24 protein-coding genes are annotated in these 24,787 nt (G+C 62.5%); all 24 read left to right on the top strand.

Going from position 1 to position 24,787, the window contains the following annotated elements; genetic code table 11:
- The first annotated feature begins 44 nt into the window (after window positions 1–44).
- The 24 genes from orn (at window position 45) to fabF (ending at window position 24,781) form a co-directional block, all read left to right on the top strand.
- The gene (orn, locus tag CKO42_RS05295) at window positions 45–593 is read left to right on the top strand and encodes an oligoribonuclease (RefSeq protein ID WP_420844267.1); all 549 of its coding nucleotides are present in this window, start codon (window positions 45–47) and stop codon (window positions 591–593) included.
- A 141-nt stretch (window positions 594–734) separates the two neighbouring features.
- On the top strand, window positions 735–2,249 hold the full coding sequence (locus CKO42_RS05290; RefSeq protein ID WP_200240172.1) for an NAD(P)H-hydrate dehydratase: 1,515 nt from the start codon (window positions 735–737) through the stop codon (window positions 2,247–2,249).
- A gap of 159 nt (window positions 2,250–2,408) precedes the next feature.
- Complete coding sequence (gene tsaE / locus CKO42_RS05285; protein WP_200240170.1) at window positions 2,409–2,957, top strand: tRNA (adenosine(37)-N6)-threonylcarbamoyltransferase complex ATPase subunit type 1 TsaE; 549 nt, start codon at window positions 2,409–2,411, stop codon at window positions 2,955–2,957.
- Window positions 2,958–3,331: 374 nt separating this feature from the next.
- On the top strand, window positions 3,332–4,693 hold the full coding sequence (locus CKO42_RS05280) for an N-acetylmuramoyl-L-alanine amidase (RefSeq protein WP_242479142.1): 1,362 nt from the start codon (window positions 3,332–3,334) through the stop codon (window positions 4,691–4,693).
- A 132-nt stretch (window positions 4,694–4,825) separates the two neighbouring features.
- On the top strand, window positions 4,826–6,802 hold the full coding sequence (gene mutL, locus CKO42_RS05275) for a DNA mismatch repair endonuclease MutL (RefSeq protein WP_200240165.1): 1,977 nt from the start codon (window positions 4,826–4,828) through the stop codon (window positions 6,800–6,802).
- 75 nt (window positions 6,803–6,877) lie between these two features.
- Window positions 6,878–7,861: a tRNA (adenosine(37)-N6)-dimethylallyltransferase MiaA gene (miaA, locus tag CKO42_RS05270; RefSeq protein ID WP_200240268.1), complete on the top strand. Its 984-nt coding sequence runs from the start codon at window positions 6,878–6,880 to the stop codon at window positions 7,859–7,861.
- A gap of 145 nt (window positions 7,862–8,006) precedes the next feature.
- The gene (gene hfq, locus CKO42_RS05265) at window positions 8,007–8,255 is read left to right on the top strand and encodes an RNA chaperone Hfq (protein WP_200240163.1); all 249 of its coding nucleotides are present in this window, start codon (window positions 8,007–8,009) and stop codon (window positions 8,253–8,255) included.
- Between the two features lie 57 nt (window positions 8,256–8,312).
- Window positions 8,313–9,617, top strand: a complete 1,305-nt coding sequence (hflX, locus tag CKO42_RS05260) for a ribosome rescue GTPase HflX (protein WP_200240161.1) — start codon at window positions 8,313–8,315, stop codon at window positions 9,615–9,617.
- A gap of 254 nt (window positions 9,618–9,871) precedes the next feature.
- On the top strand, window positions 9,872–11,050 hold the full coding sequence (hflK, locus tag CKO42_RS05255; protein ID WP_200240159.1) for an FtsH protease activity modulator HflK: 1,179 nt from the start codon (window positions 9,872–9,874) through the stop codon (window positions 11,048–11,050).
- A complete protein-coding gene (hflC, locus tag CKO42_RS05250; protein ID WP_200240157.1) occupies window positions 11,050–11,973 on the top strand; it encodes a protease modulator HflC in 924 nt (307 codons plus the stop codon). Before hflK ends, hflC begins: the two co-directional genes overlap by 1 nt.
- Window positions 11,974–12,177: 204 nt before the next feature.
- Window positions 12,178–12,363 (top strand): DUF2065 domain-containing protein, encoded by a 186-nt coding sequence (locus tag CKO42_RS05245; RefSeq protein ID WP_200240155.1) that lies wholly within the window; start codon window positions 12,178–12,180, stop codon window positions 12,361–12,363.
- A gap of 10 nt (window positions 12,364–12,373) precedes the next feature.
- Window positions 12,374–13,567, top strand: a complete 1,194-nt coding sequence (locus tag CKO42_RS05240; RefSeq protein ID WP_476737466.1) for an ATP phosphoribosyltransferase regulatory subunit — start codon at window positions 12,374–12,376, stop codon at window positions 13,565–13,567.
- Between the two features lie 102 nt (window positions 13,568–13,669).
- Complete coding sequence (locus CKO42_RS05235) at window positions 13,670–14,965, top strand: adenylosuccinate synthase (RefSeq protein WP_200240153.1); 1,296 nt, start codon at window positions 13,670–13,672, stop codon at window positions 14,963–14,965.
- On the top strand, window positions 14,958–15,212 hold the full coding sequence (locus CKO42_RS05230) for an OadG family protein (protein ID WP_200240151.1): 255 nt from the start codon (window positions 14,958–14,960) through the stop codon (window positions 15,210–15,212). The genes CKO42_RS05235 and CKO42_RS05230 overlap by 8 nt, the downstream gene beginning before the upstream one ends.
- A gap of 85 nt (window positions 15,213–15,297) precedes the next feature.
- Window positions 15,298–17,109, top strand: a complete 1,812-nt coding sequence (oadA, locus tag CKO42_RS05225) for a sodium-extruding oxaloacetate decarboxylase subunit alpha (protein ID WP_200240149.1) — start codon at window positions 15,298–15,300, stop codon at window positions 17,107–17,109.
- Between the two features lie 4 nt (window positions 17,110–17,113).
- A complete protein-coding gene (locus CKO42_RS05220) occupies window positions 17,114–18,247 on the top strand; it encodes a sodium ion-translocating decarboxylase subunit beta (protein ID WP_200240147.1) in 1,134 nt (377 codons plus the stop codon).
- A 41-nt stretch (window positions 18,248–18,288) separates the two neighbouring features.
- Window positions 18,289–18,891: a YceD family protein gene (locus CKO42_RS05215; protein WP_200240145.1), complete on the top strand. Its 603-nt coding sequence runs from the start codon at window positions 18,289–18,291 to the stop codon at window positions 18,889–18,891.
- Between the two features lie 23 nt (window positions 18,892–18,914).
- A complete protein-coding gene (gene rpmF / locus CKO42_RS05210; RefSeq protein WP_200240143.1) occupies window positions 18,915–19,091 on the top strand; it encodes a 50S ribosomal protein L32 in 177 nt (58 codons plus the stop codon).
- A 139-nt stretch (window positions 19,092–19,230) separates the two neighbouring features.
- On the top strand, window positions 19,231–20,283 hold the full coding sequence (plsX, locus tag CKO42_RS05205; RefSeq protein WP_200240141.1) for a phosphate acyltransferase PlsX: 1,053 nt from the start codon (window positions 19,231–19,233) through the stop codon (window positions 20,281–20,283).
- The gene (locus CKO42_RS05200) at window positions 20,280–21,239 is read left to right on the top strand and encodes a beta-ketoacyl-ACP synthase III (protein WP_200240139.1); all 960 of its coding nucleotides are present in this window, start codon (window positions 20,280–20,282) and stop codon (window positions 21,237–21,239) included. The genes plsX and CKO42_RS05200 overlap by 4 nt, the downstream gene beginning before the upstream one ends.
- A gap of 48 nt (window positions 21,240–21,287) precedes the next feature.
- On the top strand, window positions 21,288–22,232 hold the full coding sequence (fabD, locus tag CKO42_RS05195; RefSeq protein WP_200240137.1) for an ACP S-malonyltransferase: 945 nt from the start codon (window positions 21,288–21,290) through the stop codon (window positions 22,230–22,232).
- Entirely contained in the window at window positions 22,225–22,980 is a 756-nt protein-coding gene (gene fabG, locus CKO42_RS05190; protein WP_200240135.1) for a 3-oxoacyl-ACP reductase FabG, read from the top strand. Before fabD ends, fabG begins: the two co-directional genes overlap by 8 nt.
- A gap of 165 nt (window positions 22,981–23,145) precedes the next feature.
- Window positions 23,146–23,382 (top strand): acyl carrier protein, encoded by a 237-nt coding sequence (gene acpP, locus CKO42_RS05185; RefSeq protein ID WP_200240133.1) that lies wholly within the window; start codon window positions 23,146–23,148, stop codon window positions 23,380–23,382.
- 160 nt (window positions 23,383–23,542) lie between these two features.
- Entirely contained in the window at window positions 23,543–24,781 is a 1,239-nt protein-coding gene (fabF, locus tag CKO42_RS05180; protein ID WP_200240131.1) for a beta-ketoacyl-ACP synthase II, read from the top strand.
- Window positions 24,782–24,787 lie beyond the last annotated feature (6 nt).

Raw genomic sequence — 24,787 nt, 5'->3', positions numbered from 1 at the left:
GTCCTGCAATGCTTTGGGTAGAATCGACTTTCGAACCTTACGGGGTGACTGTGGTAAACGAAGACAACCTGATCTGGATTGATCTGGAGATGACCGGGCTTGATCCGTTCCGCGACCAGATCATCGAGATCGCAACCCTAGTGACCGACTCAGACCTGAAGGTCCTTGCTGAGGGGCCGGTGCTTGCGATCCGTCAGCCCGAGCATGTCTTGGCGGCGATGGACGACTGGAACCAAACCCACCACGCGGCCTCTGGACTGCTCGAACGGGTCCGTAACAGCCGCGAAGACGAGCGCTCGGCTGAGGTGAAGACATTGGCGTTCCTCGAGGCCTGGTGCAAGGCCGGGGCCTCGCCGCTGTGCGGGAACAGTATCTGCCAAGATCGCCGCTTCTTGGCGCGCTGGATGCCTCGCCTCGAATCCTTCTTCCATTATCGCAACCTGGATGTGAGCACAGTCAAGATTCTAGCGCAGCGCTGGGCGCCACAGGTGGCCGATGCGTTTAAAAAGGAGGGTGCCCACCTAGCGCTGTCCGATATCAAGGAGTCGATCGCCGAGCTGGCCCACTATCGCGCCGAGCTACTTCGGATCTGATTCGGTCCCGATTCGGTCCCGATTCGGCCCTGATTCGGCTCTCATGTCTTCGGCCCTCATGTCGGTTGCCGTAAAACAAGCGCTTCATCGTCCGGGCTGGCGACGCGCGCTGTTCGTAGGACGTTTCGAGAGGACGATTTCATGACCCGCGTGTTACCCGAATCTCAGCAGTTGCCCCGCGCACTCTATCGCGCCGAGCAGGTCAGGAGCTTGGATCGGATTGCGATCGAGCAGTATGGCATTCCGGCCGAGCAGCTCATGGAGCGCGCAGGAGCTGCGGCCTTTTCGTTGTTACGCGCACGTTGGCCGCAAGCGCGGTCGCTCGTCGTGTTGGCCGGAGCGGGCAACAACGGTGGCGATGGCTATGTGATCGCCAGGCTTGCGCATCACTCTCAGCTCGGGGTGCGCGTGCTGACGCTCGGAGATCACAGTCGGCTGCAGGGAGCGGCCTTGAGCGCTGCTCAGGCCTACCAAGCAGCGGGCGGAAGTATCGAGCCGTTTACGCGGCTGCCGCCAGACGCTGAGCTGATCGTCGATGCGATGCTTGGAACCGGCCTCGAGCGGCCGCTGACAGGGCTTTGGGCGGCCGCCGTTGCTCAGTGTCATTCCTCGCGAGCACCCATCCTGGCACTGGATATACCCTCGGGTCTGCATGCCGATAGTGGTCGGGTGCTGGGCGCGGCGATCAAGGCTGCTGCCACCATCAGCTTCATCGGTCTCAAGTGCGGCCTCTTTACCGGGCTGGGCCCGGAGTATTGCGGCGAGGTCTGCTTCGATGCCCTGCGTGTGCCAGCGCTGATCTATGCCAGCGAGATCCCAGCCGCGCGTCGGATCGACTGGAGCCAGCAGGGACGCTTGTTGCCGCGACGTCGGCGGTGCGCCAACAAGGGTGACTTTGGCTATCTACTGGTGGTCGGTGGTGACCAGGGCATGAGTGGCGCGGCGCGTCTTGCCGGCGAGGCCGCCCTGCGGGCAGGGGTTGGTCGCGTTGCGATTGCGACCCATCCGGCGCATGCGGCGGTGCTCAACCTCACCCGGCCCGAGCTGATGGTGCATGCGGTAGCGGAGGCCGCCGAACTCGGGGCCCTGTTGCAGCGTGCCACCCTGGTCGCGCTCGGGCCCGGGTTGGGACAAGACACCTGGGGACAGTCGTTGTACAGGCAGGTGCTTGCGGCCAACACACCGCTGGTGCTGGATGCCGATGGGCTCAACCTGCTCGCACAGGACCCACAGCGCCGCAGCAACTGGGTGCTGACGCCGCACCCGGGTGAGGCAGCGCGGCTGCTGGGCTGTTCGGTTGCCGAGGTCGAGACTGACCGTTTTGCTGCACTGAAGCACCTGCAGGAGCGCTATGGTGGTGTCGTCGTGCTCAAAGGTGCCGGCACCCTGGTCGATGGCCCCGGACTGCGTCCAGTCGCGGTCTGTATGGACGGCAATCCCGGTATGGCGAGCGCAGGCATGGGCGATGCCCTGACCGGTATCATTGCCGCGCTGATCGGGCAGGGTATGGAGCCGGTTGCAGCCGCTGAGGCGGGTGTTTGCCTGCACGGGGCGGCCGGCGATCGCGCGGCGGAGCAGGGTGAGCGAGGTCTGATCGTCAGCGATCTGATTGCTGCCCTGCAGCCGCTGCTCGGCCTGGCGGATGAGGCGGTATGAGCTTTGACAGAAATCGCCTAAGGCTGTTGGCGCGGTGTCACCCCGGAAGATGAATCGCGTGAGATTCGTGGTAACGATGCCAGTTGAAGAAGGTCGTCGCTGGCTTGTCGATGCTCCGGTCATTCTTGCCCCGTTCCTTATCTAAGGCAGCATCCAGATATGCATTCACTCCAGCATCGAGATCAGCAGTCAGATCGGGTCGGCGACACGTCAGCAGCGGCCGAGTCCCCGGCACAGGTCGAGCTCGAGGTTGCCGGTGAGACCGCGCAACTGACGCTCGGTGCGCGTTTGGCAACGCTGCTGCGGCCCCATCGGGGTATCGTCTACCTGCGCGGCGACCTTGGTGCCGGCAAGACCACGCTGGTACGTGGTCTGCTGCGCGGGCTGGGCTACCAGGGTGCAGTGCGCAGCCCCACCTACACGCTGATTGAGCCCTATGACGCGGTTGATCCGCCGGTCGTGCATTTGGATCTCTATCGCCTGGCTGATCCGGAGGAACTCGACTACCTCGGTCTCCGTGATCTGCTCGAGCGTCCCGGCTTGATCCTGATCGAATGGCCGGAGCGAGGCGCTGGCGCACTGCCGCCGGCGGATCTTGAGCTGTTGATCGAGCATGCCGGGGATCGGCGCCGGATCAGGCTGAATGCCTGCCCAAATTGGACTCCCATCCTGTCGGCGCTGGCGGACCAGGCGGCAGCGCTAGACTGATCAGGCTGGCCTGCTCCTGGCCGGGCCAGAGTGCCCGCTGAGCCTGTCGTTGGCGGCCCGCATGGGCTTGGTCGAGCCCGAGCTGCGGGTCTGGTAACTGATTGATGTCCTGTTTGATGCCCTGTTGCGCCGGCGCTACTCTAAGCTCGTCGGGCCGTCAAGAAGTGCGTTCAAGCATCCGTTTCAGCTTGGAAATTGTTTCGGATGCGTCTATGCTCTAGAGGTAAAAATACCACCTAGCCAAGCGGTGGTGATACCGCGCACAGGTACCCTGACTGATGCTTTGGACGCTGGCTCGAACCAGTCTCTTGATGCTTGTTGTAAGCTTCGCTGGCGTGGCCTTCGGGGGTCAGGTTGCTGTGGATGGCGCTCGCATGTGGACTGGCCCCGAGTACACGCGCTTCGTGGTGGATGTCGAGTCTCCCGTCGGGCACCGGGTGTTTGCGCTCGATGATCCGCACCGACTCGTGATCGATCTGATCGATGCGCGACTCCTGGGTGATCTTCCTGAGCCTGCAGCCGAAGATCCCGTCGTCGCCAGCCTGCGCAGCGGTATTCGTGAAGGCGATGATCTCCGCATCGTGCTCGACCTGAAACAGCAGGTGCGGGCGAAGAGCTTCAACCTGGGGCCGAGCGGCTCGCATGGTCACCGGCTGGTGATCGATCTCTCGCCGCGGTCTGGCGCGATGGTGGCGTCTAGCAGGGCAAGCTCGGGCTCCAGCGCGGCCAGCAGCTCTAACGCCAAGGCGGCGGTCGCGGCGAGTGTCACCCCCAAGGCTGCCGGGCTGGCGTCGATCAACCAAGGTGACGAGCATCTCTCGATTCGCAGTGCAAAGCCGTCGAATCGCGATCTCATCATCGCTGTTGATGCCGGCCACGGCGGGAAAGATCCGGGGGCGGTCGGTGGCGGTGGGACGCGCGAGAAGGACATCACGCTGGCTATTTCGCGCAAGCTGGCGCAGCGCATCGATGCTAAACCGGGCATGCGAGCGGTGCTGGTTCGAGATGGCGACTACTACCTTCACTTGCGCAAGCGGATCGAGATCGCGCGTGAGCATCGCGCGGACCTCTTCGTCTCGATCCATGCCGATGCGTTCAAAGATCCACGGGTGCGTGGCTCGTCGGTGTTCACACTCTCGGCGGGTGGGGCAACCAGCGAGGCCGCACGCTGGATTGCCGAGCGCGAAAACCGTGCCGACCTGATCGGGGGCGTCGATCTCAAACAGCGTGATGATCTACTCGCCAGCGTGCTGCTCGAGATGAGTCAGAACGCAACGATCGAACTCAGCGGCATCGCGGCCGGCAAGGTGCTGTCGAAGCTGCAACGGCTGGGTGAAGTGCATCAGCAGCGTATTCAGCAGGCCGGTTTCGCGGTGCTGAAGTCACCGGATATCCCGTCGATGCTGGTCGAGACCGCCTTTATCTCGAATCCGGACGAGGAGAAGCGGCTGCGCAATGCGAGCTACCAGAACAAGCTCGCTGACGCGATCCTCGACGGCATCATCGAGTACTTCGCCGAGTACCCGCCGCCGGGCACGCGCTTTGCCAAGACGTCGGCACAGACGCTTGCTCAGGCGACGACCTCGGGGGCGCGTCAACATCGCATCGAACCTGGCGATACCCTGTCCGAGATTGCGGGTCGCTATAACGTCAGGCTGAGTGTGCTGCGGGATATCAACCAGCTGCACGGCGATGAGATTCGCACTGGGCAGGTGCTGATCATCCCCGGCAGTTGAATCGGCTCAGCGGGGAGCGGCGGCAGAGCGGGGACGCGCGGGTCGAGAAGCCCAGAAGCCCATAAGTCTAGAAGCACAGAAGCCGAGACAGTCGGCTTGCTCCATCGCTGGGTTTCTGCTTCCATCACAAGGATGCCACGCATCCGTTCGCTACCCCCGCTTCTCGTCAACCAGATCGCCGCCGGTGAGGTCATCGAGCGCCCGGCTTCGGTCGTTAAAGAGCTCCTCGAGAACAGCCTCGATGCCGGGGCGCGACAGATCGTCGTCGAGCTGGAGCAGGCCGGGATCAAACGCATTGGCGTGCGGGATGACGGCTCTGGAATTGGCGCTGAGGACCTCGCCCTAGCCGTCTCTCGCCATGCGACGAGCAAGATCAGCAGCCTCCATGATCTGGAATCGGTCGCCAGCCTGGGGTTCCGCGGCGAGGCGCTGCCGAGCATCGCCTCAGTGGCGCGGCTCGAGGTGATCTCCCGGGAGCCGGGGGCCGAGCACGGCTGGCGCCTGAGCGCCGACGGCACCGATTGTGCGGGGGAGGTGGCGCCGGCTGCGCATCCGGTCGGCACCTCGGTGGAGGTGCGTGACCTGTTCTATCGTGTGCCAGCGCGGCGCAAGTTCCTGCGCACCGAACGCACCGAGCTGGGTCACATCGAGCAGTTGATCCGGCGCATGGCGCTGGCGCGTGCTGATGTCGGCTTTCGCGTGCAGCACAACGGTCGCGAGCTCTTTGATCTGCGTGCTGCGCCTGAGTCGGAGCCGTTGTCAGCGCATGCGTGTGGCGAGCGCTTGCAGACGCTGCTCGGCGAGACCTTTGTGCAGCATGCGCTCGAGGTGGATGAGCAGGCGGTCGGGCTCGCGCTCAGCGGCTGGGTGGCGCGTCCGGCGTTCTCGCGCAGTCAAACCGACCTGCAGTTCTTCTTCGTCAATGGCCGCATGGTGCGCGATAAGTTAGTCGCCCATGCGGTGCGACAGGCGTTCCAAGATGTGCTCCATCACGGACGTCACCCGGCCTATGTGCTTTATCTGCAGCTCGATCCCCGCCAGGTCGATGTCAATGTCCATCCGGCGAAGCATGAGGTCCGTTTCCGCGAGGGCCGGCAGGTGCACGACTTCCTGTTCCGCAGCCTGCATCGTCGCCTTGCCGGCAGCTGTGAACAGGGTGGGGCGCAGGCCAGGATTGCGGCTGATCCGGCACTGGCTGGCCTTGGGGCGGAGGAACAGCCGGTCGCTGCCGCTACTGCGGCCGAGGTGACGGCACCAACTCAGTCCCGTCTGCCGTTGCGGATCAGCGATGGCCGTAGCGCTTATGCCGCGGCCTTGGCGCTGCAGATGCCGGACCCCGCGCCTGATGGCACTCTAGACCCCGTCTTGGCTGCCGCGCTGCTCGACCGAGGCGAGGCCGCGGGGCTCGATTCGCGGCCCGCTTCGAGTGCTGATCTGAGAGCTGGCCTCGGGGAAAATCTGACGCAGGGCTGGGACAATGTCGGTCCTGAAGGTTCAGGCGATGACCGAGATTCAGATCAGGAACTGCCACCGCTTGGCTTCGCCATCGGCCAGTTGAGCGGTGTCTACATCCTGTCCCAGGGCGCCGATGGGCTCATCTTGGTCGACATGCACGCTGCGCATGAGCGCATCGGCTATGAGCGGTTGAAGGCGGGCTGGGGCCAGGGCTCGGTGCAGCAACAGCCGCTGCTGGTTCCGATCGCGGTGGCCGTCTCAGGGCGCGAGGCCGATCTCGCCGAAGAACAGCAGGAAGTGCTGACAACGCTGGGTGTCAGTGTCGATCGGGTCGGCCCGGAGCGCCTGTTGCTGAGGGCGATCCCAGCCATTCTCAGTGGCGCCGATCCGGAGCAGTTGCTGCGCGACCTGCTTGCCGATCTGGTTGCCGAAGGCAGCAGTGATCGCGTGCGCGCTGAGATCAACCGCGTGCTGTCGACCATGGCCTGTCATGGTGCAGTGCGGGCGAACAGACAGCTGACCCTGCCGGAGATGAACGCGCTGCTGCGGGCGATGGAGCGCACCGAGCGCGCCGATCAGTGCAATCATGGTCGCCCAACTTGGGTTAAGCTGACACTGCAAGCGTTGGACCGGTTGTTTTGGCGTGGACGCTGACGCTGGACTTAGCGTGAATCTCAAGCGATTCAGTTTCCGGGGTGGCGCCGCGCCATGAGCATTAGGTTGCCGGCGATGACCGCCCCTGATTCGACCGGTGGTGCTGGAGAGACCGCGCCGCCGGCGATCCTCATCACTGGGCCAACGGCGTCAGGCAAGACGGAGTTGGCGTTGGCGCTGGCGGCACAGTTGCCCTGCGAGCTGATCAGCGTCGATTCGGCGCTGGTCTATCGGGGGATGGACATCGGCACCGCGAAGCCTGCGCCGAGTGTGCTCGCCCGCTTCCCGCATCGCTTGGTCGACATCTGCGATCCCAGCGAGGCCTACTCGGCGGCGCGCTTTCGCGTCGATGCGTTAGCGGCGATGGCGGAGATCACGGCTGCCGGGCGCATCCCGCTCTTGGTGGGCGGTACCATGCTCTACTGGCGCGCCTTGGTCGGCGGCCTGTCGCCGCTGCCAACCGCACAGCCGGAGGTTCGCGCGCAGTTGGCTGAGCGTTATGCTGCGGAGGGGGCCGCCGCGATGCATGACTGGCTGGTCGAGGTCGATCCGCTGACCGCGGCGCGGGTGCATCAAAACGATCCACAGCGTGTGCAGCGGGCGCTTGAGGTGTTCTTGGTCACTGGTCGGCCGATGAGTGAGCTTTGGCATCGGGACGCCGGCAGCGCGCTGCCATACCGCGTGTTGAGGCTGGTGCGCTCGCCACGCGAGCGGGCGACGCTGCATCAGCGTATCGAGCTGCGGTTGCAGGCGATGCTTGCGGCGGGGTTTGAGGATGAGGTCCGCGCGCTCTATGAGCGCGACGATCTGGATGCGACGCTGCCATCGATGCGGGCGGTCGGGTATCGGCAGCTCTGGGCCTATCTCAGCGGCGAGCTGAGCTGGGAGCAGATGCGCGAGAAGGCGCTGGTGGCCACCCGCCAGCTTGCGAAGCGGCAGTACACCTGGTTACGCACTGAGGAGAACGCGGTTTGGCTCTGGGATGAGGCTGAGGCTGAGGTTAAGCAGGCGGCACTGCAGCAGGTGGAGGTCTTCCTCAGTCCTGCCGAGCCTCGTTAGATCGCAGTACTGGATTGCTCTCCTGGCTTGCGGTTTGCTTAGGCATCTGCGTTGATCTCTGTGCTATCTTGCAATGCTTTACCGGTTTCATCGCATGCAGCGCTGTGCTGATGCCGGTCCGTGATAACAACAAGGAGAATCGCCCATGTCCAAGGGGCAGAGTCTACAAGATCCATTTTTGAACGCCTTGCGCAAAGAGCGGGTTCCGGTCTCGATCTTCCTCGTGAACGGGATCAAGCTGCAAGGTCAGATCGAATCTTTTGATCAGTTCGTTGTGCTGCTAAAGAACAATGTCAGTCAGATGGTCTACAAGCACGCCATCTCGACTGTGGTGCCGACGCGCAATGTCAAGTTGCCGCTGCCTCAGGATGGGATCGAGGAGGACGACGGCTGATCGTCCCACGCGCAGACTTAAGGCCATCCAGCGTGTTCGGTGGTCTGAGGCGATCCGATGCTTGAGCGTCCTGAGGCCGGTGAGCGCTCAATCCTGGTGCAGATCGCCATGGGCGGCCAGCGGACGACCGATGATGCAGCCGGGGAGTTCCAGCTGCTCGCCGAAGCCGCTGGTGCGGAGGTGGTTGGGACGCTTGGCGGGTCCCGAGACACGCCCGACCCGCGGCTGTTCATCGGCTCCGGCAAAGCCGATGAGCTGAAGGCATTGGTCGAGGCCGCTGGTGCTGAGCTGGTGATCTTTGATCATGCACTGAGTCCGGCTCAGGAGCGCAATCTGGAGCGGCTGCTGTCCTGTCGCGTCGTTGATCGTAGCGGCCTGATTCTTGACATCTTTGCCCAACGCGCCCGCTCTGCCGATGGCAAGCTGCAAGTCGAGCTGGCGCAGCTCCGACATCTCTCGACCCGGCTGGTGCGCGGCTGGACCCATCTGGAGCGCCAGAAGGGCGGTATCGGACTGCGCGGTCCGGGTGAGACCCAGCTCGAGACGGATCGTCGGCTGCTCGGTCGTCGCATTGCGCTGCTGAACGAGCGGCTGACCCATGTCGAGACCCAGCGTGGACAGGGGCGACGGGCGCGAAACCGGGCCGAGATTCCTACCGTGTCGCTGGTGGGCTACACCAACGCGGGCAAGTCGACGCTGTTCAATCGGCTCACCGAGGCGGGTGTCTATCAAGCGGATCAGCTGTTCGCGACCCTTGACCCGACACTGCGTCGTTTGCACCTGCCGGCTGGTCCGGCGACGGTGCTAGCCGATACCGTCGGCTTCATCAACGGGCTTCCGCATGAGCTGGTCGCGGCCTTCCGCTCGACCTTGCAGGAGACGCGCGAGGCCTCCCTGCTGCTGCACGTGGTTGATGCGGCGTCGCCGGAGCGGGACCGCCGCATCCGCGATGTTGCGTCGGTGCTGGCAGAGATCGGTGCGCAGGACTGTCCGCAGCTGTTGGTCTACAACAAGATCGATCTGGCTGATGATCAGCCTCCGCGCTTGGATCGTGATGCCGATGGTCGGCCCTGGCGAGTCTGGATGTCGGCGCAGACCGGTGCTGGTGTCGAGCTGCTGACGGAAGCCTTGAGTGAGCGCTTGCGTGGCGAGTTGGTGCACGAATCGCTTCTGCTCGGCCCGGCGGATGGTGCTTTACGCGCCTGGCTGTTCGAGCATGCCAGCGTCCTCAATGATGTCGGTACCGATGAAGGTGGCTGGCGCATGGAGGTGGAGCTGGCGCGACAGCAGGTCGAGCGCTATCTCGAGGCCGATCCGCGTTGGCAGCAGTGTCGACTCAGGGGCGAGCCGGCATTGTCGTAACCCGCCGACGCCACGTACAATGCGCGGTTTTGGCTTAGAGTACGTCCTTGGATAACCGCGTCCTTGATAACCGCAGCGAGGGCGGCACTTTCCCACTCTAGACGCTGTCAGCATTCTCGGCTGAAGACTGCAGAGGCCGCCGAGAGGCGGTAACGGTCGACTGAGAGCAGCCTTGCAGCACGCAGGGCGCTCGCTTCGCGATCAGCGAGAGTCGACGTCACGACGCGACACAACAACGTGTAATCGGAGCAAGTATGGCCTGGAATGAACCGGGAGGTGGTAACCGGGACCCCTGGGGTAGTAACCAGGGCGGCCCTGGCAATCAGGGTGGGCCGCCGGACCTCGACGAGATCGTGCGCAAGCTTCAGGAGCGGGTCAGTGGCCTGTTCGGCGGCAAGGGCTCCTCGTCGGGTGGCGGTGGCGGTGGTGGTCCGAGCGCGGTGGATTTGAGCCTGAAGACGATCGGCGTGATCCTCGCCGGTGTGTTCGTCGTCTGGCTGTTCACCGGGATCTACATTATCGATCCGGCTGAGCGCGGCGTCGTTCTCCGCTTTGGTGCCTATGTGAAGACCACGGCGCCGGGTCCGCACTGGCACATTCCTTGGCCAATCGAGCGTGTCGAGGTGGTCAATGTTGACGAGATCTCCTCGTTCAGCCACAAGGCAGCGATGCTGACGCGCGACGAGAACATCGTTGACGTTGAGCTGACGGTGCAGTCGCGTATCCAGGACGCATCCAACTACCTGTTCCAAGATCAGGCGCCAATGAAGACCTTGCGGGATGCCACGGAAACCGTGGTGCGCAAGACCATTGGTGGCGCCAAGCTCGACTTCATCCTGACCGAGGGTCGTAGTGCCGTAGCGGCGATGATCCAGCAGGGTATTCAGTCCTTGATGGATGAGTACAAGACTGGGCTGCTGGTGACCTCGGTCAACATGCAGCCAGCGAAGCCGCCAGAGCAGGTCAAAGACGCCTTCGATGACGCCATCAAGGCGCGCGAGGACAAGGAGCGGCTCGAGAACAAGGCTGAGGCCTACGCCAATGAGATCCTGCCGCAGGCTCGCGGTGAAGCGGCGCGCGCGATCGCGAACGCTAAGGCCTATCGAGATCAGGTCGTGGCTTCGGCTGAAGGTGAGACCTCTCGCTTCAATGCGATTCGGACCCAGTTCGAGAAGGCCCCAGAGGTGACGCGTGAGCGTCTTTATCTCGAGACCATCGAGTCGGTCTTGACTGGAAGCAATATGGTGCTGATCGATGTGCCGCAGGGGAATAGTCTGATGTATCTGCCATTGGATCAGATCATGCGGAACCAGACGGCGAAGGTCGCGCAGCCGCGGACCTCGATGCTCGATGGACCCGATTCGAACCAGTACAACGCGCCGCCAACCACGTCTCAGATTCGTGACGTGTCCCGCGATCGGAGCTCGCGCTGATGGATGACACCAAGAAAATCCTGATTCCTATTGCTGTTGCGCTGCTTGCGCTGATTGTCCTCGCGTCGACCTTCACGGTGCAGCAGTGGGAGACGGCCATCAAGCTGCGGCTCGGTGAGATCGTGCGCAGCGGTTATGAGCCGGGCCTGCACTTCAAGGTGCCGGTGCTGAATAACATCATGCACTTCGATGCGCGCATCCAGACCCTCAATGCCAGACCACAGCGGTTCCTGACCATCGAGAAGAAGGACGTGATCGTCGACTCGTACACGAAGTGGCGCATCAACGACGCCGCGCAGTTCTTCCGCTCGACCGGCGGCGATAGTGCGCGTGCCGAGCGGTTGCTCTCCGAGCGGATCAATACCGCGCTGCGTGACGAGTTTGGTAAGCGCACCATCCAAGAGGTGGTGACCGAAGACCGCATCGAACTGATGAAGGCGCTGACCAAGGTCAGTGATACGCAAGCCGGCGAGCTTGGTGTTGAGGTGCTGGATGTGCGGGTCAAGAAGATCGATCTGCCGCCCGAGGTCAGTGAATCGGTCTACAACCGCATGCGCGCCGAGCGTGAGCGGGTTGCGCGTGATCTGCGTGCAAAGGGTGCTGAGGCTGCTGAGCGCATCCGTGCTGACGCGGATCGGCAACGCACCGTGATCATTGCCGATGCCTACAAGGAGGCTGAAGAAACGCGCGGTGAAGGTGATGGTCGGGCGGCGGAGATCTACGCCACCGCCTATCAGGAAAACCCAAATTTCTACGCCTTCTACCGCAGCTTGGACGCCTATCGGCGCACCTTTGCCAATAAGGGCAGCACACTGGTGCTCTCGCCGGATTCGGAGTTCTTCCGGTTCTTCAACTCGCAGGACCCTGGCTCGGCTGCAGCCTTGAGTGGGTCACCCAGGTTGCCAGGGACAGCGGCGCGTTAGCGCCTGTGTTGTCGCCAGCCACCAAGAGGCCCGGCAGCGAGACTGCCGGGCCTTATTTTTTGTCTCTCGTCAAGCCCGGGCATCTGACTCGCCGCATAGACAGGCCGCAATGGTTCTGCAATCATCGCCGCTGTTGTCGCCCAGCCATTGCTTCTGAGACGATTCAATCTTTCTTATACATTCGCTGAGTGCGCCGGTTGATCCATGTGGCATGCCTTGCTACTGGCACTGTCCTTGATGCTTGTGATCGAGGGGCTGCTGCCATTTATCGCTCCCAATGGGTTCCGCCGACTCCTCCTGCAGGTTGCCTCTCAGGATGCTCGCAGCCTCCGGTTTTCGGGGCTCCTGAGTATGCTCAGCGGTGTTGCACTCCTCTACCTGGTTAACTGAGTCTGATCTGATGAACGACGAGCGTTGGCTTCTGCCGACCGGCATCGAAGAAGTGCTGCCTGCTAGGGCCGCTGAGCTAGAGCGGTTGCGTCGGTGCTTGCTCGATCTCTTTCGAAGCTGGGGTTATGAGCTGGTTATCCCACCGTTCATCGACTACCTAGAAAGCCTGCTCACGGGGACCGGCCGGGATCTCGACCTGCAGACCTTTAAGCTCACGGATCAGCTGAGCGGGCGACTGCTCGGTGTGCGCGCTGACATGACCCCGCAGGTGGCGCGGATCGATGCGCATCATCTGCGCCGAGAGATCCCCACCCGGCTCTGCTATCTGGGCACCATTTTGCATACCCGCACCGATGGCTTTGCCGGCACCCGCAGTCCGCTGCAGATCGGTGCCGAAATCTACGGGCATGATGGTCCGGAGAGCGATGTCGAGGTGCTGCGACTGTTGGTGCGGACCCTTGAGACCGCGGGCATCGAGTCGCCCTATCTCGATCTCGGCCACGTTGGTGTCTATCGGGGGCTGATCCAGCAAGCCGGGTTATCGCGCGCTGATGAGTTGCGGTTGTTCGATGCGCTGCAGCGCAAGGCGAGCGCGGAGATCGATGCGATCATCACCGAGACCGGGGTTGCCGGGCCTGTTGGGACCATGTTGCTCTCGTTGGTGGAGCTCAATGGTGAGGACGCCCTCTCGCGTGCGAGCACGATGCTGCGGGCGGCCGACCCACAGGTCTTAGGCGCGCTGGATCGACTACAGCGGGTTGCCGACGAGCTGCGGCGTTGGCTGCCGGACCTGCCGGTGCATTTCGATCTCGCCGAGCTTCGCGGCTATACCTACAAGACCGGCGTCGTGTTTGCCGCGTTTGCCCCCGGCTGGGGGCTCGAGATCGCGCGCGGTGGGCGCTACGACGACATTGGCCGGGTGTTTGGGCGCGCGCGCCCGGCGGTCGGCTTTAGCTCCGATTTGAAGGGGCTGATTGCGCTCTCGGCGCAGGCTGCGGCGGCCGAGGTTGCGCCGGCAGCGGTGATGGCACCTTGGGATGCTGATCCCGAGCTGCAGCCGATCGTCGAACGGCTCCGGGCCGAGGGGCGGCAGGTGCTCTACGAGCTGCCTGATCAGCGAGGTGTGCCGAGCGATTACAACTGTTGCGAACGACTGGCGAAGATTGACGGCGTCTGGCAGCTGGTGCCGGATGTGGCCGCCTGAGCTGAGCCGTCATGAGCCGATGCGTTATCAAGGCCCGGCGCCGAGCGGCTGCCGACGCTGTAAAAAGTTTGGCTGATCGAGTGACCAGAACCAGAGGAATACATGGGTAAGAACGTCGTCGTGATCGGCACCCAGTGGGGTGACGAGGGCAAGGGCAAGGTTGTCGACCTGTTGACCGAGCGTGCGGATGCGGTGGTGCGTTTCCAGGGTGGCCACAATGCCGGCCACACGCTGGTCATCGATGGCGAGCAGACGATCCTGCACCTGATCCCTTCCGGCATCTTGCATCCGGGCGTCCGCTGCCTGATCGGCAATGGTGTGGTGCTGTCGCCGGAGGCCCTGCTCTCGGAGCTGTCGACGCTCGAGCAGCGCGGTATCCCGGCGCGCGAGCGCATTGGTATCAGCCCCGCCTGTGCCTTGATCCTGCCCTACCACATCGCGCTCGATCTGGCGCGTGAGAAGGCGCTCGGCAACAAGGCCATCGGTACCACCGGACGCGGTATCGGCCCCGCCTACGAAGACAAGATCGCGCGCCGTGGTATCCGGCTCGGTGAGCTGGCGGACGTGGCGCACTTCGAGGATCGGCTGCGCGAGGTGCTGGATCAGCACAACTTCACGCTGCAGCAGCAGTTCGCGGCGGAGCCGATCGATGTTCAGCAATGCTTGGACCAGGCCCTCTCTCAGCGCGAGCAGCTGCTGCCGATGCTCGCCGACGTGACGGGCGAGCTCGAGCGTCTGCGCGCTGAGGGCGCCAACGTGCTGTTCGAGGGGGCGCAAGGGGCGTTGCTGGATATTGATCATGGCACCTATCCGTTTGTGACCTCGTCGACCACGACGGCTGGCGGTGCTGCCAGCGGCAGCGGTGTCGGTCCGCTGCATTTGGACTACGTGCTTGGCATCGTCAAGGCCTATACGACCCGCGTTGGGGGTGGTCCGTTCCCGACCGAGCTCGATGACGCCGACGGCGAGAGGCTTGGTGCGCGCGGCCATGAGTTTGGTGCGACCACGGGCCGTAAGCGCCGCTGTGGTTGGTTGGATATGGTTGCGCTACGGCGCGCTTTCGTCATTAATAGCGTCTCGGGGCTCTGTGTGACCAAGCTCGACGTGCTTGATGGCATGGAGCGGCTGCGGATCTGTGTGGCCTACGAGCTTGATGGCCGCGAGCTTGAGGCCCCGCCGATCACCGCCGATGAGCTCGCGCGCTGCACGCCGCGCTACATCGATCTGCCAGGTTGGCAGGGCTCAACGGTCGGCGCCGAGTCCCTGGACGCGCTGCCAGCCGAGGCGCAGACCTACCTAAAAACACTGGCGGAGCTCGGTGGGGTGTCAGTCGATATCGTCTCGACTGGACCTGATCGTGCCCAGACATTGACCATTCGTGATCCCTTCGATGCCTGAGACAACCTTGATTGCAGACAGCCTCAGCCTGATGGCGATCGGCATGGGGACTGTCTTCAGTTTCTTGCTGTTGCTCGTGCTGCTGCTGAAAGGCATGTCTTGGCTGGCAGAAAAGCTGGCGCCGGGCGGGGTCGAGCCCCTGTTAACGCCGGCGCAGGTGTCTCGCAACGGTCAGACGGCCGATGCCGAGCTAGTTGCCGTGATCAGTGCTGCGGTCGCGCGCTATCGCTCCCATCGGCGGCAATGACCAACGCCTTTGCACTGCCCATCGACGTCTTCTGCTTCTTGACGATCACGGTCTCTACTTGGAACCCAACCTGGAACACAGGCCCATGAGCGAACCGAAACCTCTCGGCATTACCGAAGTCGTTCTCCGCGACGCCCATCAATCGTTGCTGGCGACGCGCATGCGCATCGAGGACATGCTCCCGATCGCGGCCAAGCTCGATCAGGTTGGCTATTGGTCGTTGGAGACCTGGGGCGGTGCCACCTTCGATGCCTGCATCCGTTATCTCGGTGAGGACCCCTGGGAGCGTTTGCGGCAGCTCAAGGCGGCGATGCCAAATACACGACAGCAGATGCTGTTACGGGGCCAAAACCTGCTCGGCTATCGGCACTATGCCGATGATGTGGTGGATACGTTCGTCGAACGCGCGGCGAAGAATGGCGTCGATGTATTTCGCATCTTCGACGCGATGAACGACCTGCGCAACCTCGAGCAGGCCATCCGTGCGGTGCTGGAGACGGATGCGCATGCGCAGGGCACGATGTCCTACACGGTGAGTCCGGTCCACAATATCGATTACTGGGTCGACATGGGCAAGCGGCTCGAGGAGCTGGGCTGCCACTCGATCTGCATCAAGGACATGGCCGGGCTGTTGCGGCCTTACGTCTGCGAGGAGCTGATCACGCGGCTGAAGGAGACCTGCTCGGTACCGATCGCGTTGCATTGTCATGCGACCACCGGCATGAGTACGGCCACCTACATCAAGGCCGCCGAGGCTGGAATTGATGTGGTCGATGCGGCGATCTCCTCGATGAGCATGACCTATGGCCATTCGCCGGCCGAGTCGTTGGTGGCCATTCTGGATGGCACCGAGCGTGACACCGGGCTTGATCTGTTGCTGCTCGAAGAGATCGCTGCCTATTTCCGCGAGGTGCGCAAGAAGTACGCACGCTTCGAGGGCTCGCTCAAGGGTGTCGACTCGCGCATCCTGGTCGCGCAGGTACCCGGCGGCATGTTGACCAATATGGAGAACCAACTGCGGGAACAGGGCGCGACCGATCGTATGGATGAGGTGCTCGCTGAGATCCCGAAGGTGCGTGAAGACCTGGGCTTCATTCCGTTGGTGACGCCGACCTCGCAGATCGTCGGCAGCCAGTCGGTGCTGAATGTGCTGATGGGCGAGCGCTACAAGAGCATCACCAACGAGACGGCTGGCGTGCTGCGTGGTGCCTACGGGGCGACGCCGGCTCCGGTCAACGCTGAGCTGCAGGCAAAGGTGCTGAAAGACGGCGAGGAACCGATCACCGGACGTCCTGCGGATGATATTGCGTCGGAGATGGATCGTTTGACCGGCGAGCTTGCCGATCTTGCAAGCGAGCGCAGCATCGAGCTAGCGAAAGAGGCCGCCGACGACGTGCTGATCTATGCCATGTTCCCGCAAGTCGGGCTTAAATTCCTCGAGAATCGGGGTAACGCCTCGGCCTTCGAGCGACCGCCTTGGGAGATCGAACCGGTTCCGGCGCCGACCTCTGCGCTAACCGCGGCGCCAACCGCGGCTGCCGCGCGACCGCTAGCGAACACCGAGCCGGAGTCCTACCACGTCGAGGTCAACGGCAAGGGCTACGACGTCACGGTGTCGCCGCAGGGGGTGGTAGAGCGTGTGCGCTCGGTGGAGACGGCGGACGAGGTCTCGACCATCATCGAGGGGCGGGTGATCACCGCGCCGATGGCCGGAAGCATCGTCCGGGTCGAGGTTCGCAGTGATCAGGCGGTCGAATCCGGAGACGTGTTGGTCGTCCTTGAGGCGATGAAGATGGAGACGGAGATCCGCGCGCCCTCTGCAGGCCGGGTCACCGATATCCGGGTCAAAGAGGGTGACGCAGTGGCGCTCGGCGCGCCCCTGCTCGCGTTAGGCTGAATCGATGGCCGAACTCCTGACGCTTTGGCAGTCGACGGGTGTCGCCAACTTCGTTTGGGGCCAGCTGTTGATGATCGCGGTTGGCTGTGGGCTGGTCTATCTGGCGATTGCTAAAAAGTTTGAGCCCTTGCTGTTGTTGCCGATTGGCTTTGGTTGCGTGCTCAGCAATATCCCGGTTGCCGGCATTGGTGGGCCTGATGGTTTGCTCGGGATGATCTACAGCGTCGGGGTGGAGACCGGCATCTTCCCGCTGCTGATCTTTATGGGCGTGGGGGCGCTGACCGACTTTGGTGCCTTGATCGCGCGTCCGTCGACCTTGTTGCTCGGCGCGGCGGCGCAATTTGGTATCTTTGCCACGCTGCTCGGGGCCGTCGCCCTGAATTTCGTGCCAGGCTTTAACTTCACGCTGCAGGATGCCTCGGCGATCGCGATTATTGGCGGTGCTGATGGTCCGACGGCGATCTTCCTCGCCTCACGGCTGGCGCCAGATCTGCTTGGTGCAATCGCGGTCGCGGCCTATTCCTATATGGCGTTGGTGCCGATCATTCAGCCACCGATTATGCGTGCGCTGACGACCAAGAAGGAGCGAGAGGTCGTGATGCAGCAGTTGCGGCCGGTGTCGCGGCTCGAGCGCATCCTGTTCCCTTTTGTCGTCCTGGCCCTTTGCGCCCTGCTGCTGCCCTCGGCGGCGCCGCTGATCGGGATGCTGATGTTCGGTAACCTGCTGCGCGAGAGCGGTGTGGTTGAGCGCCTGAGTCGGGCTGCGCAAAACGAGATTATCAATATCGTGACCATCATGCTCGGCCTGGCGATTGGCTCGAAACTCTCGGCTGACAAGTTTCTCGCCCTCGAAACGCTGGGGATCTTGGTGCTAGGAGCCCTGGCGTTTTCGATTGGGACCGCGACGGGTGTCCTGATGGGCAAGATCATGTACCGGGCTACTGGTGGCAAAGTGAACCCATTGATCGGTGCGGCAGGCGTGTCGGCGGTGCCGATGGCAGCGCGCGTGGTCAATCGCGTTGGCCTCGATGCGAATCCGCATAATTTCTTGCTCATGCATGCCATGGGGCCGAACGTGGCAGGCGTCATCGGCTCTGCGGTTGCAGCGGGCGTGTTGCTCGCCTTGGCCGGAAGCTGATATTGACAGCCGTAATGCTTTCGTTTTATAGTTAAGGGCTTATGTCGGCCTCTTTCCCGGATCTTCTCGACCCAAAAAAAGCGGTCGCGCAACGTGCGGTGTTCGAAGGCGAATTCGCATTGAGGCGCCTGCCGAGGCTATCGCAGTTGCTCTGGCGGGCTGAGGGCGAGGTTCCGGTTGAGGCGGTTGCAGACCCGAGTGGCGGCCTTGTCCGTTATCGTTTCGAGTTCGGCTCCGATCCCGACGGTCGCGCGACGGTTATCGGTGCGGTGGAGGCAAACCTTCCGCTGCGCTGTCAGCGTTGTTTCGAGCGCTATGATCTCGCCGTCAATACCGAGGTGAGTCTCGCGCTGGTAACCGGTCTCGATGAGGCCAACGCCCTGCCGCCCCAGTACGAGCCGTTGATGATCGAAGATCGGCTGATGCGACCTGCTGATCTGGTGGAAGATGAGCTCATCTTGGCCGTTCCTGCGATCCCGAGGCATCCGGAAGGCGAATGCGAGCCGCCACGGGTGCGCGCCGCCGACGCATCGGCTCCGGTCAGGCAGCAGACGCTGGCGCCGGTGGAGGAGGCTTCTCGGCATCCGTTTGAGAGCCTGGCTGCGCTGAAAACAACACGAGATGACCCTGAGAGTCAGGACTAAACGCGACCAACGCGGAGATCGAAATGGCCGTTCAACAAAATCGTAAGACCCCCTCAAAACGCGGCATGCGTCGTTCGCACGACGCGCTCTCCCGCCCAACCCTGTCGGAAGACGGCACGACGGGCGAGATCCATCGGCGCCATCATGTGACGCCCGACGGTTTCTATCGCGGCCGCAAGGTCGTCGATAAAGAAGGCTGAGGCGCCACAGTCGCCGAGCTGGGTTGTCTCGGCTGAGGTCACTTAAGCGGGCGAAGGGCGGTAGGGCTCCAGGCCGCCGTCAACTCCTCCTGCATCCGTCGCGTCTGCGAACAGGCTTCATCGATTAGGAGATACCGACTTGGCTGTTCGACAGACCCTCGCGTTGGATGCTATGGGCGGGGATCACGGTCCTGGTGTCGTGATCCCGGCTGCGCTGCGTTTCCTCGATCAGCGACCGCACTGCCAACTCATCCTGGTGGGTCGTCAGGAGGCGATCGCTGAACACTTGCCCAGCTCAGCGGCGCGCGATGAGCGTATCCGTATCCACCCTGCGTCGCAGGAAGTGGCGATGGATGAGCTGCCGTCGAAGGCCTTGCGGGGCAAGAAGGACTCGTCGATGCGGGTTGCGATCGATCTGGTCAAACGCGGCGAGGCGGATGCTTGTGTGAGCGCGGGAAATACGGGCGCGTTGATGGCGACGGCCCGCTTCGTCCTCAAGACGCTGCCGCACATCGATCGCCCTGCGATCATCACCGCTATTCCGGCCCTCAAGGGCCAAACCCACATGCTCGACCTCGGTGCCAATGTCGATTGCACGGCTGAGCATCTGTTCCAGTTCGCGGTCATGGGCAGCGAGCTGGTGCGAGCGGTTCAGGGCCTGCCGATGCCACGGGTCGGGCTGCTGAACATCGGCGCCGAAGAGATCAAGGGCAACGACCAGGTGCGCGCAGCCCATGAGCTGCTGGCTGGCAGTTCTCTGAACTACGTTGGTTATGTCGAGGGTGATGATGTCTACCTCGGCGACGTCGATGTGGTCGTCTCCGATGGGTTCGTCGGTAATGTTGCGCTGAAGGCGAGCGAAGGCGTTGCCAAGCTGATCGCGCAGATGCTGAAGCGACGTTTTCGGCGCAACTGGCTCTCTCGGCTGTCGGGTTTGGCGGCGCTTCCAGTACTTCGCGGTTTCCGTGCTGAGGTCGACCCGCGTCGGTACAACGGCGCCAGCCTGCTCGGGCTGCGTGGAATCGTGATCAAGAGCCACGGCGGCGCTGATGCGCTCGCATTTGAGCATGCACTGCGCATCGCCGATCAAGAGGTTCGCTCTGGTGTCATTGCCCGGATCGAGCGTGAGGTCGAGGTTCACCTCGGTGAGGCGAGGGCCTTGAAGCTGCAGGCTGCGGAGGTTCCAGCATGAGTCGCTTTACGCAGATCCTCGGGACGGGCAGCGCCTTGCCTGCCAAGGTCGTCACCAATCAAGATCTCGAACGTCAGGTTGATACCTCCGACACCTGGATTCGAGAGCGCACCGGCATTCGGCAGCGCCACATCGCTGCAGATGATGAGACCTGCGTCGATCTGGCCGAGCGCGCTGCGCAGGCGGCCCTCGCTGCTGCCGGCGTGTCGGCCGCAGAGCTTGATCTGATCGTGGTGGCAACAACCACACCAGATCAGACCTTCCCGAGCAGTGCCTGTCTGCTGCAGGAGCGCTTGGATAGCCATGGCTGTCCCGCCTTCGATATTCAGGCGGTTTGCACCGGCTTTATCTATGCGCTAGCGGTCGCGGAAAAGTTTATCCGCACCGGCAGTGCTGAGCGCGCGCTCGTCGTTGGGGCTGAGACCCTTTCACGGATCATCGATTGGACTGACCGTGGGACCTCTGTGCTGTTTGGTGATGGCGCCGGAGCCGTCGTTATCGGCGCCGCCGATGAGCCAGGCATCATCTCGACCCACTTGCATGCCGATGGCGCTTATCGCGAGTTGCTGCAAGTGCCGGCTGGCATTGGCAATGGTGGCAATGGCTCGCCGTACATGCAGATGAAGGGCAATGAGGTCTTCCGGGTTGCCGTGACAACGCTGGGGGCGATCGTTGACGAGACCCTAGCCGCGAACAACATGACCCGGGCTGACATCGATTGGCTGGTGCCGCATCAGGCCAACCTTCGGATCATCAAGGCGACCGCGCGCAAGCTCGATCTAGCGATGGAGCAGGTGGTGGTGACGGTGGGCGAGCATGGCAACACCTCAGCCGCGTCGATCCCGCTCGCCTTTGACCAGGCGGTTCGCGATGGCCGCATCCAGCGCGGTCAGATCGTGCTGATGGAGGCCTTCGGCGGCGGTTTTACTTGGGGCTCGGCGTTACTTCGCTACTGAGCGCCCTGTGGGGCTTTTCCCTTTGGGGTTTTCCCTTTGGAGCTTTTGATGACCTCCCATCCCGCGTTTTTCTTTCCTGGGCAAGGTTCGCAGGCGATCGGCATGTTGGCCGAGCTGGCAGCTGCCTTTCCATTGGTCAAAGCAACCTTCGATGAGGCCTCGCAGATCCTAAGCCGAGATCTTTGGGCACTGTCTCAGGACGGGCCGAAAGACGAACTTGATCAAACGGTTAATACGCAGCCAGCGATGCTCGCGGCGGGTGTTGCTGTCTGGCGGGTCTGGCGCGAGCAGGGTGGTGCAATGCCTTCGGTCATGGCGGGGCATAGTTTAGGCGAGTACAGTGCGCTGTCTTGTGCCGGTGCGCTGACCTTTGCGGATGCGGTGAGCCTTGTTGCGGAGCGCGCGCGCTTGATGCAAGCGGCGGTTCCCGGCGATGCTGGGGCGATGGCAGCGCTGCTCGGACTCGATGATGACGCTGTTGCAGCGCTCTGTCGGTCGCAGGCGGAGGGGCAGGTGTTGGAGCCGGTTAATTTTAACGCGCCTGGGCAAGTGGTCATTGCCGGGGAACGCGAGGCAGTGCAGCGAGCGGTCGACGCATCCAAGGCTGCCGGCGCGAAGCGCGCGGTTCTGTTGCCGGTGAGTGTGCCCTCGCACTGCGCATTGATGCGCGAGGCGGCGGCTGAGCTGGCGGCGCAGCTGGACCAGGTCGAGCTGCACCTGCCTTCGATTCCGGTGATCCACAACGTCACTGTGGACACAGCGGAGTCGCCGGCGCTGATCCGTCAGCGTTTGGCGGAGCAATTGTTCAGTCCGGTGCGCTGGGTTGAGAGCGTGCGTACCGTTGCCGACAGCGGTGTACAGCTCGCGATCGAGGCAGGGCCTGGAAAGGTGCTGACTGGGCTCGGAAAACGAATCGATAAACGTCTGACAACGCTACCGGTGTTCGATCCGGAAGGGTTGTCGCACGCACTCGAGGTTTGCGCAGATGTCTGATTCCATCCTTGCAGGCGAGATCGCACTGGTCACCGGTGCAAGTCGCGGTATTGGCGCCGCGATTGCCGACGAGCTTGCGCGCCTGGGTGCGAAGGTCGCGGGGACGGCGACGACAGAGGCTGGTGCAGCGCGGATTGCTGAGCGTGTGGGCGCCGTGGCCGGCGGCTGCATCGGCTTGTGCCTGAATGTGACCGAGCAGGCCTCGGTCGATGCCGCGCTGGTTGCGGTCGAGGAGCAGCTGGGATCAAAGCCAACAATCCTCGTCAACAACGCTGGCATTACGCGCGACAATCTGCTGATGCGGATGAAAGAGACGGAATGGGATGCGATCCTAGACACGAATCTCACGTCCGCCTTCCGGCTCTGCAAGGCCTGTGCGCGACCGATGACCAAGGCGCGCCATGGCCGGATCATCAATGTGAGTTCGGTGGTTGGGGTCAGTGGCAACGCTGGGCAATGTAACTATGCGGCATCCAAGGCGGGGCTGATTGGGTTCAGTAAGTCATTGGCGCGTGAGCTCGGCCCGCGCGGCATTACCGTGAATGTGGTCGCGCCCGGATTCATCGATACGGATATGACCCGTGAGCTACCCGAGGCCCAGCGAGACGCGCTCTTGGCGAGCATTCCGCTCGGCCGGCTCGGGGCTGCGGAAGAAATTGCTGCTGCGGTCGCCTTCTTGGCGATGCCAACCGCCGCGTACATCACGGGCCAAACCCTTCATGTCAATGGTGGGATGTTGATGGTCTGAATGAGGTCGCTGATTTGAAACAACAAATCGCGGTTTTTGGGCAGATACTGATGGGCGTCGATTGAGCTTTCGTCTGCCGGTGTTTGTCTCTAAAATGGCGCAGCCTCTCCTAGAGAAGGTGACGGAGAAGGTGACGTGTCTTTACTTCCTGAGGGTTTACCAATCATGAGTAGCGTTGAAGAGCGGGTGCGTAAGATCGTCGTCGAGCAGCTCGGCGTCAAGGAGGAGGAGGTGACCATGGATGCGTCATTCGTTGACGACTTGGGTGCCGACTCGTTGGATACCGTCGAGCTTGTTATGGCGCTCGAGGAAGAGTTCGAGACCGAGATCCCGGATGAAGACGCCGAGAAGATCACCAAGGTCAAAGAAGCTGTCGATTACGTCAACGCGCATCTCGGTTGATCCTGAAGTCGTGCTTATCCGGTACATGCCGGAGCGCGTCCGCCGTGGATTTGCAGGTGCTCCTGGGCCGGGTTGAGGTCGACGCCTCTTCACGACCCGGCGGTGTGGGCTGTTGCTGTTCGGCGGCTTCGCGTCGTCAACTAGATTTGAGGGGTAATTCATGTCAGACAGAAGGGTAGTCATCACCGGGCTCGGTATCGTGTCGCCGGTGGGGCTCGACATTCCGTCCGCTTGGGATAGCATCCTCGCGGGGCGCAGTGGGATACAGCCGATCACCCACTTCGACGTGAGCCCCTTTAGCAGCCGCTTTGGCGGTCCCATCTATGGTTTCGATGTAACCCAGTACGTGACCAAGAAAGAGTCACGTAAGATGGATGCCTTTATCCACTATGGCATCGCCGCTGGCACCCAGGCTATCGAAGACTCAGGCCTCGAAGTCACCGAGGAGAATTGCCGGCGGATCGGCGTCGTGATTGGCTCGGGTATCGGTGGCATTACCGGCATCGAGAATAACTATGGTGCCTACCTCGATGGTGGCCCGCGCAAGATCTCGCCCTTCTTCGTCCCGGCGAATATCGTCAACATGGTTGCGGGCGATTTGTCGATCAAGTATGGGCTCAAGGGACCGAACTATTCGATCGTCTCTGCCTGTAGCACCGCGACCCACAACATTGGCGATGCGGCGTTCATGATTCGTCATGGCGTTGTCGACGCGATGCTTGCTGGTGGTGCTGAGATGGCAACCTCGCCAGTTGGGCTTGGCGGCTTTGCCGCTGCGCGCGCGCTGTCGACGCGTAATGATGATCCTCAGGGAGCGAGTCGCCCATTCGACAAGAATCGCGATGGCTTCGTTTTGAGCGATGGCGCTGGGGTGATGCTCTTGGAGGAGTATGAGCACGCAAAGGCGCGCGGCGCTCGTATCTATGCCGAGGTCGTTGGTGTTGGCATGAATTCCGACGCCTATCATATGACGGCACCTTCACTGACTGGTGAGGGCGCGAGCGATTGCATGTTGATGGCCCTCGCCGATGCTGGCCTCGATAAGGCTGAAGTCGATTACATCAATGCGCATGGCACGTCTACGCCAGCGGGTGATATCGCTGAGACAAGAGGGATCAAGCGCGCCTTCGGCGATGCCGCTTATGAGCTGGCGGTAAGCTCGACCAAGTCGATGACTGGCCACATGCTCGGTGCAGCCGGTGGCGCTGAAGCCATTTTCACGGTGCTTGCGATGCGCGACCAGGTTGCGCCGCCAACCATCAACTACGAGACGCCGGACCCAGACTGCGATTTGGACTATGTTCCGAATACAGCGCGCGAGATGAAGATCGATGTGGCGCTGAGCAACTCCTTCGGCTTTGGTGGCACCAACGGTACCCTCGTCTTCAAGCGAATCTAGTCCAGC

This window comes from Lamprobacter modestohalophilus (assembly GCF_016583905.1).
In the GTDB taxonomy this organism is placed as follows: domain Bacteria; phylum Pseudomonadota; class Gammaproteobacteria; order Chromatiales; family Chromatiaceae; genus Lamprobacter; species Lamprobacter modestohalophilus.
The sequence above is the reverse complement of the archived record's forward strand: the minus strand, read 5'-3'. Positions and strand labels throughout refer to the sequence as shown.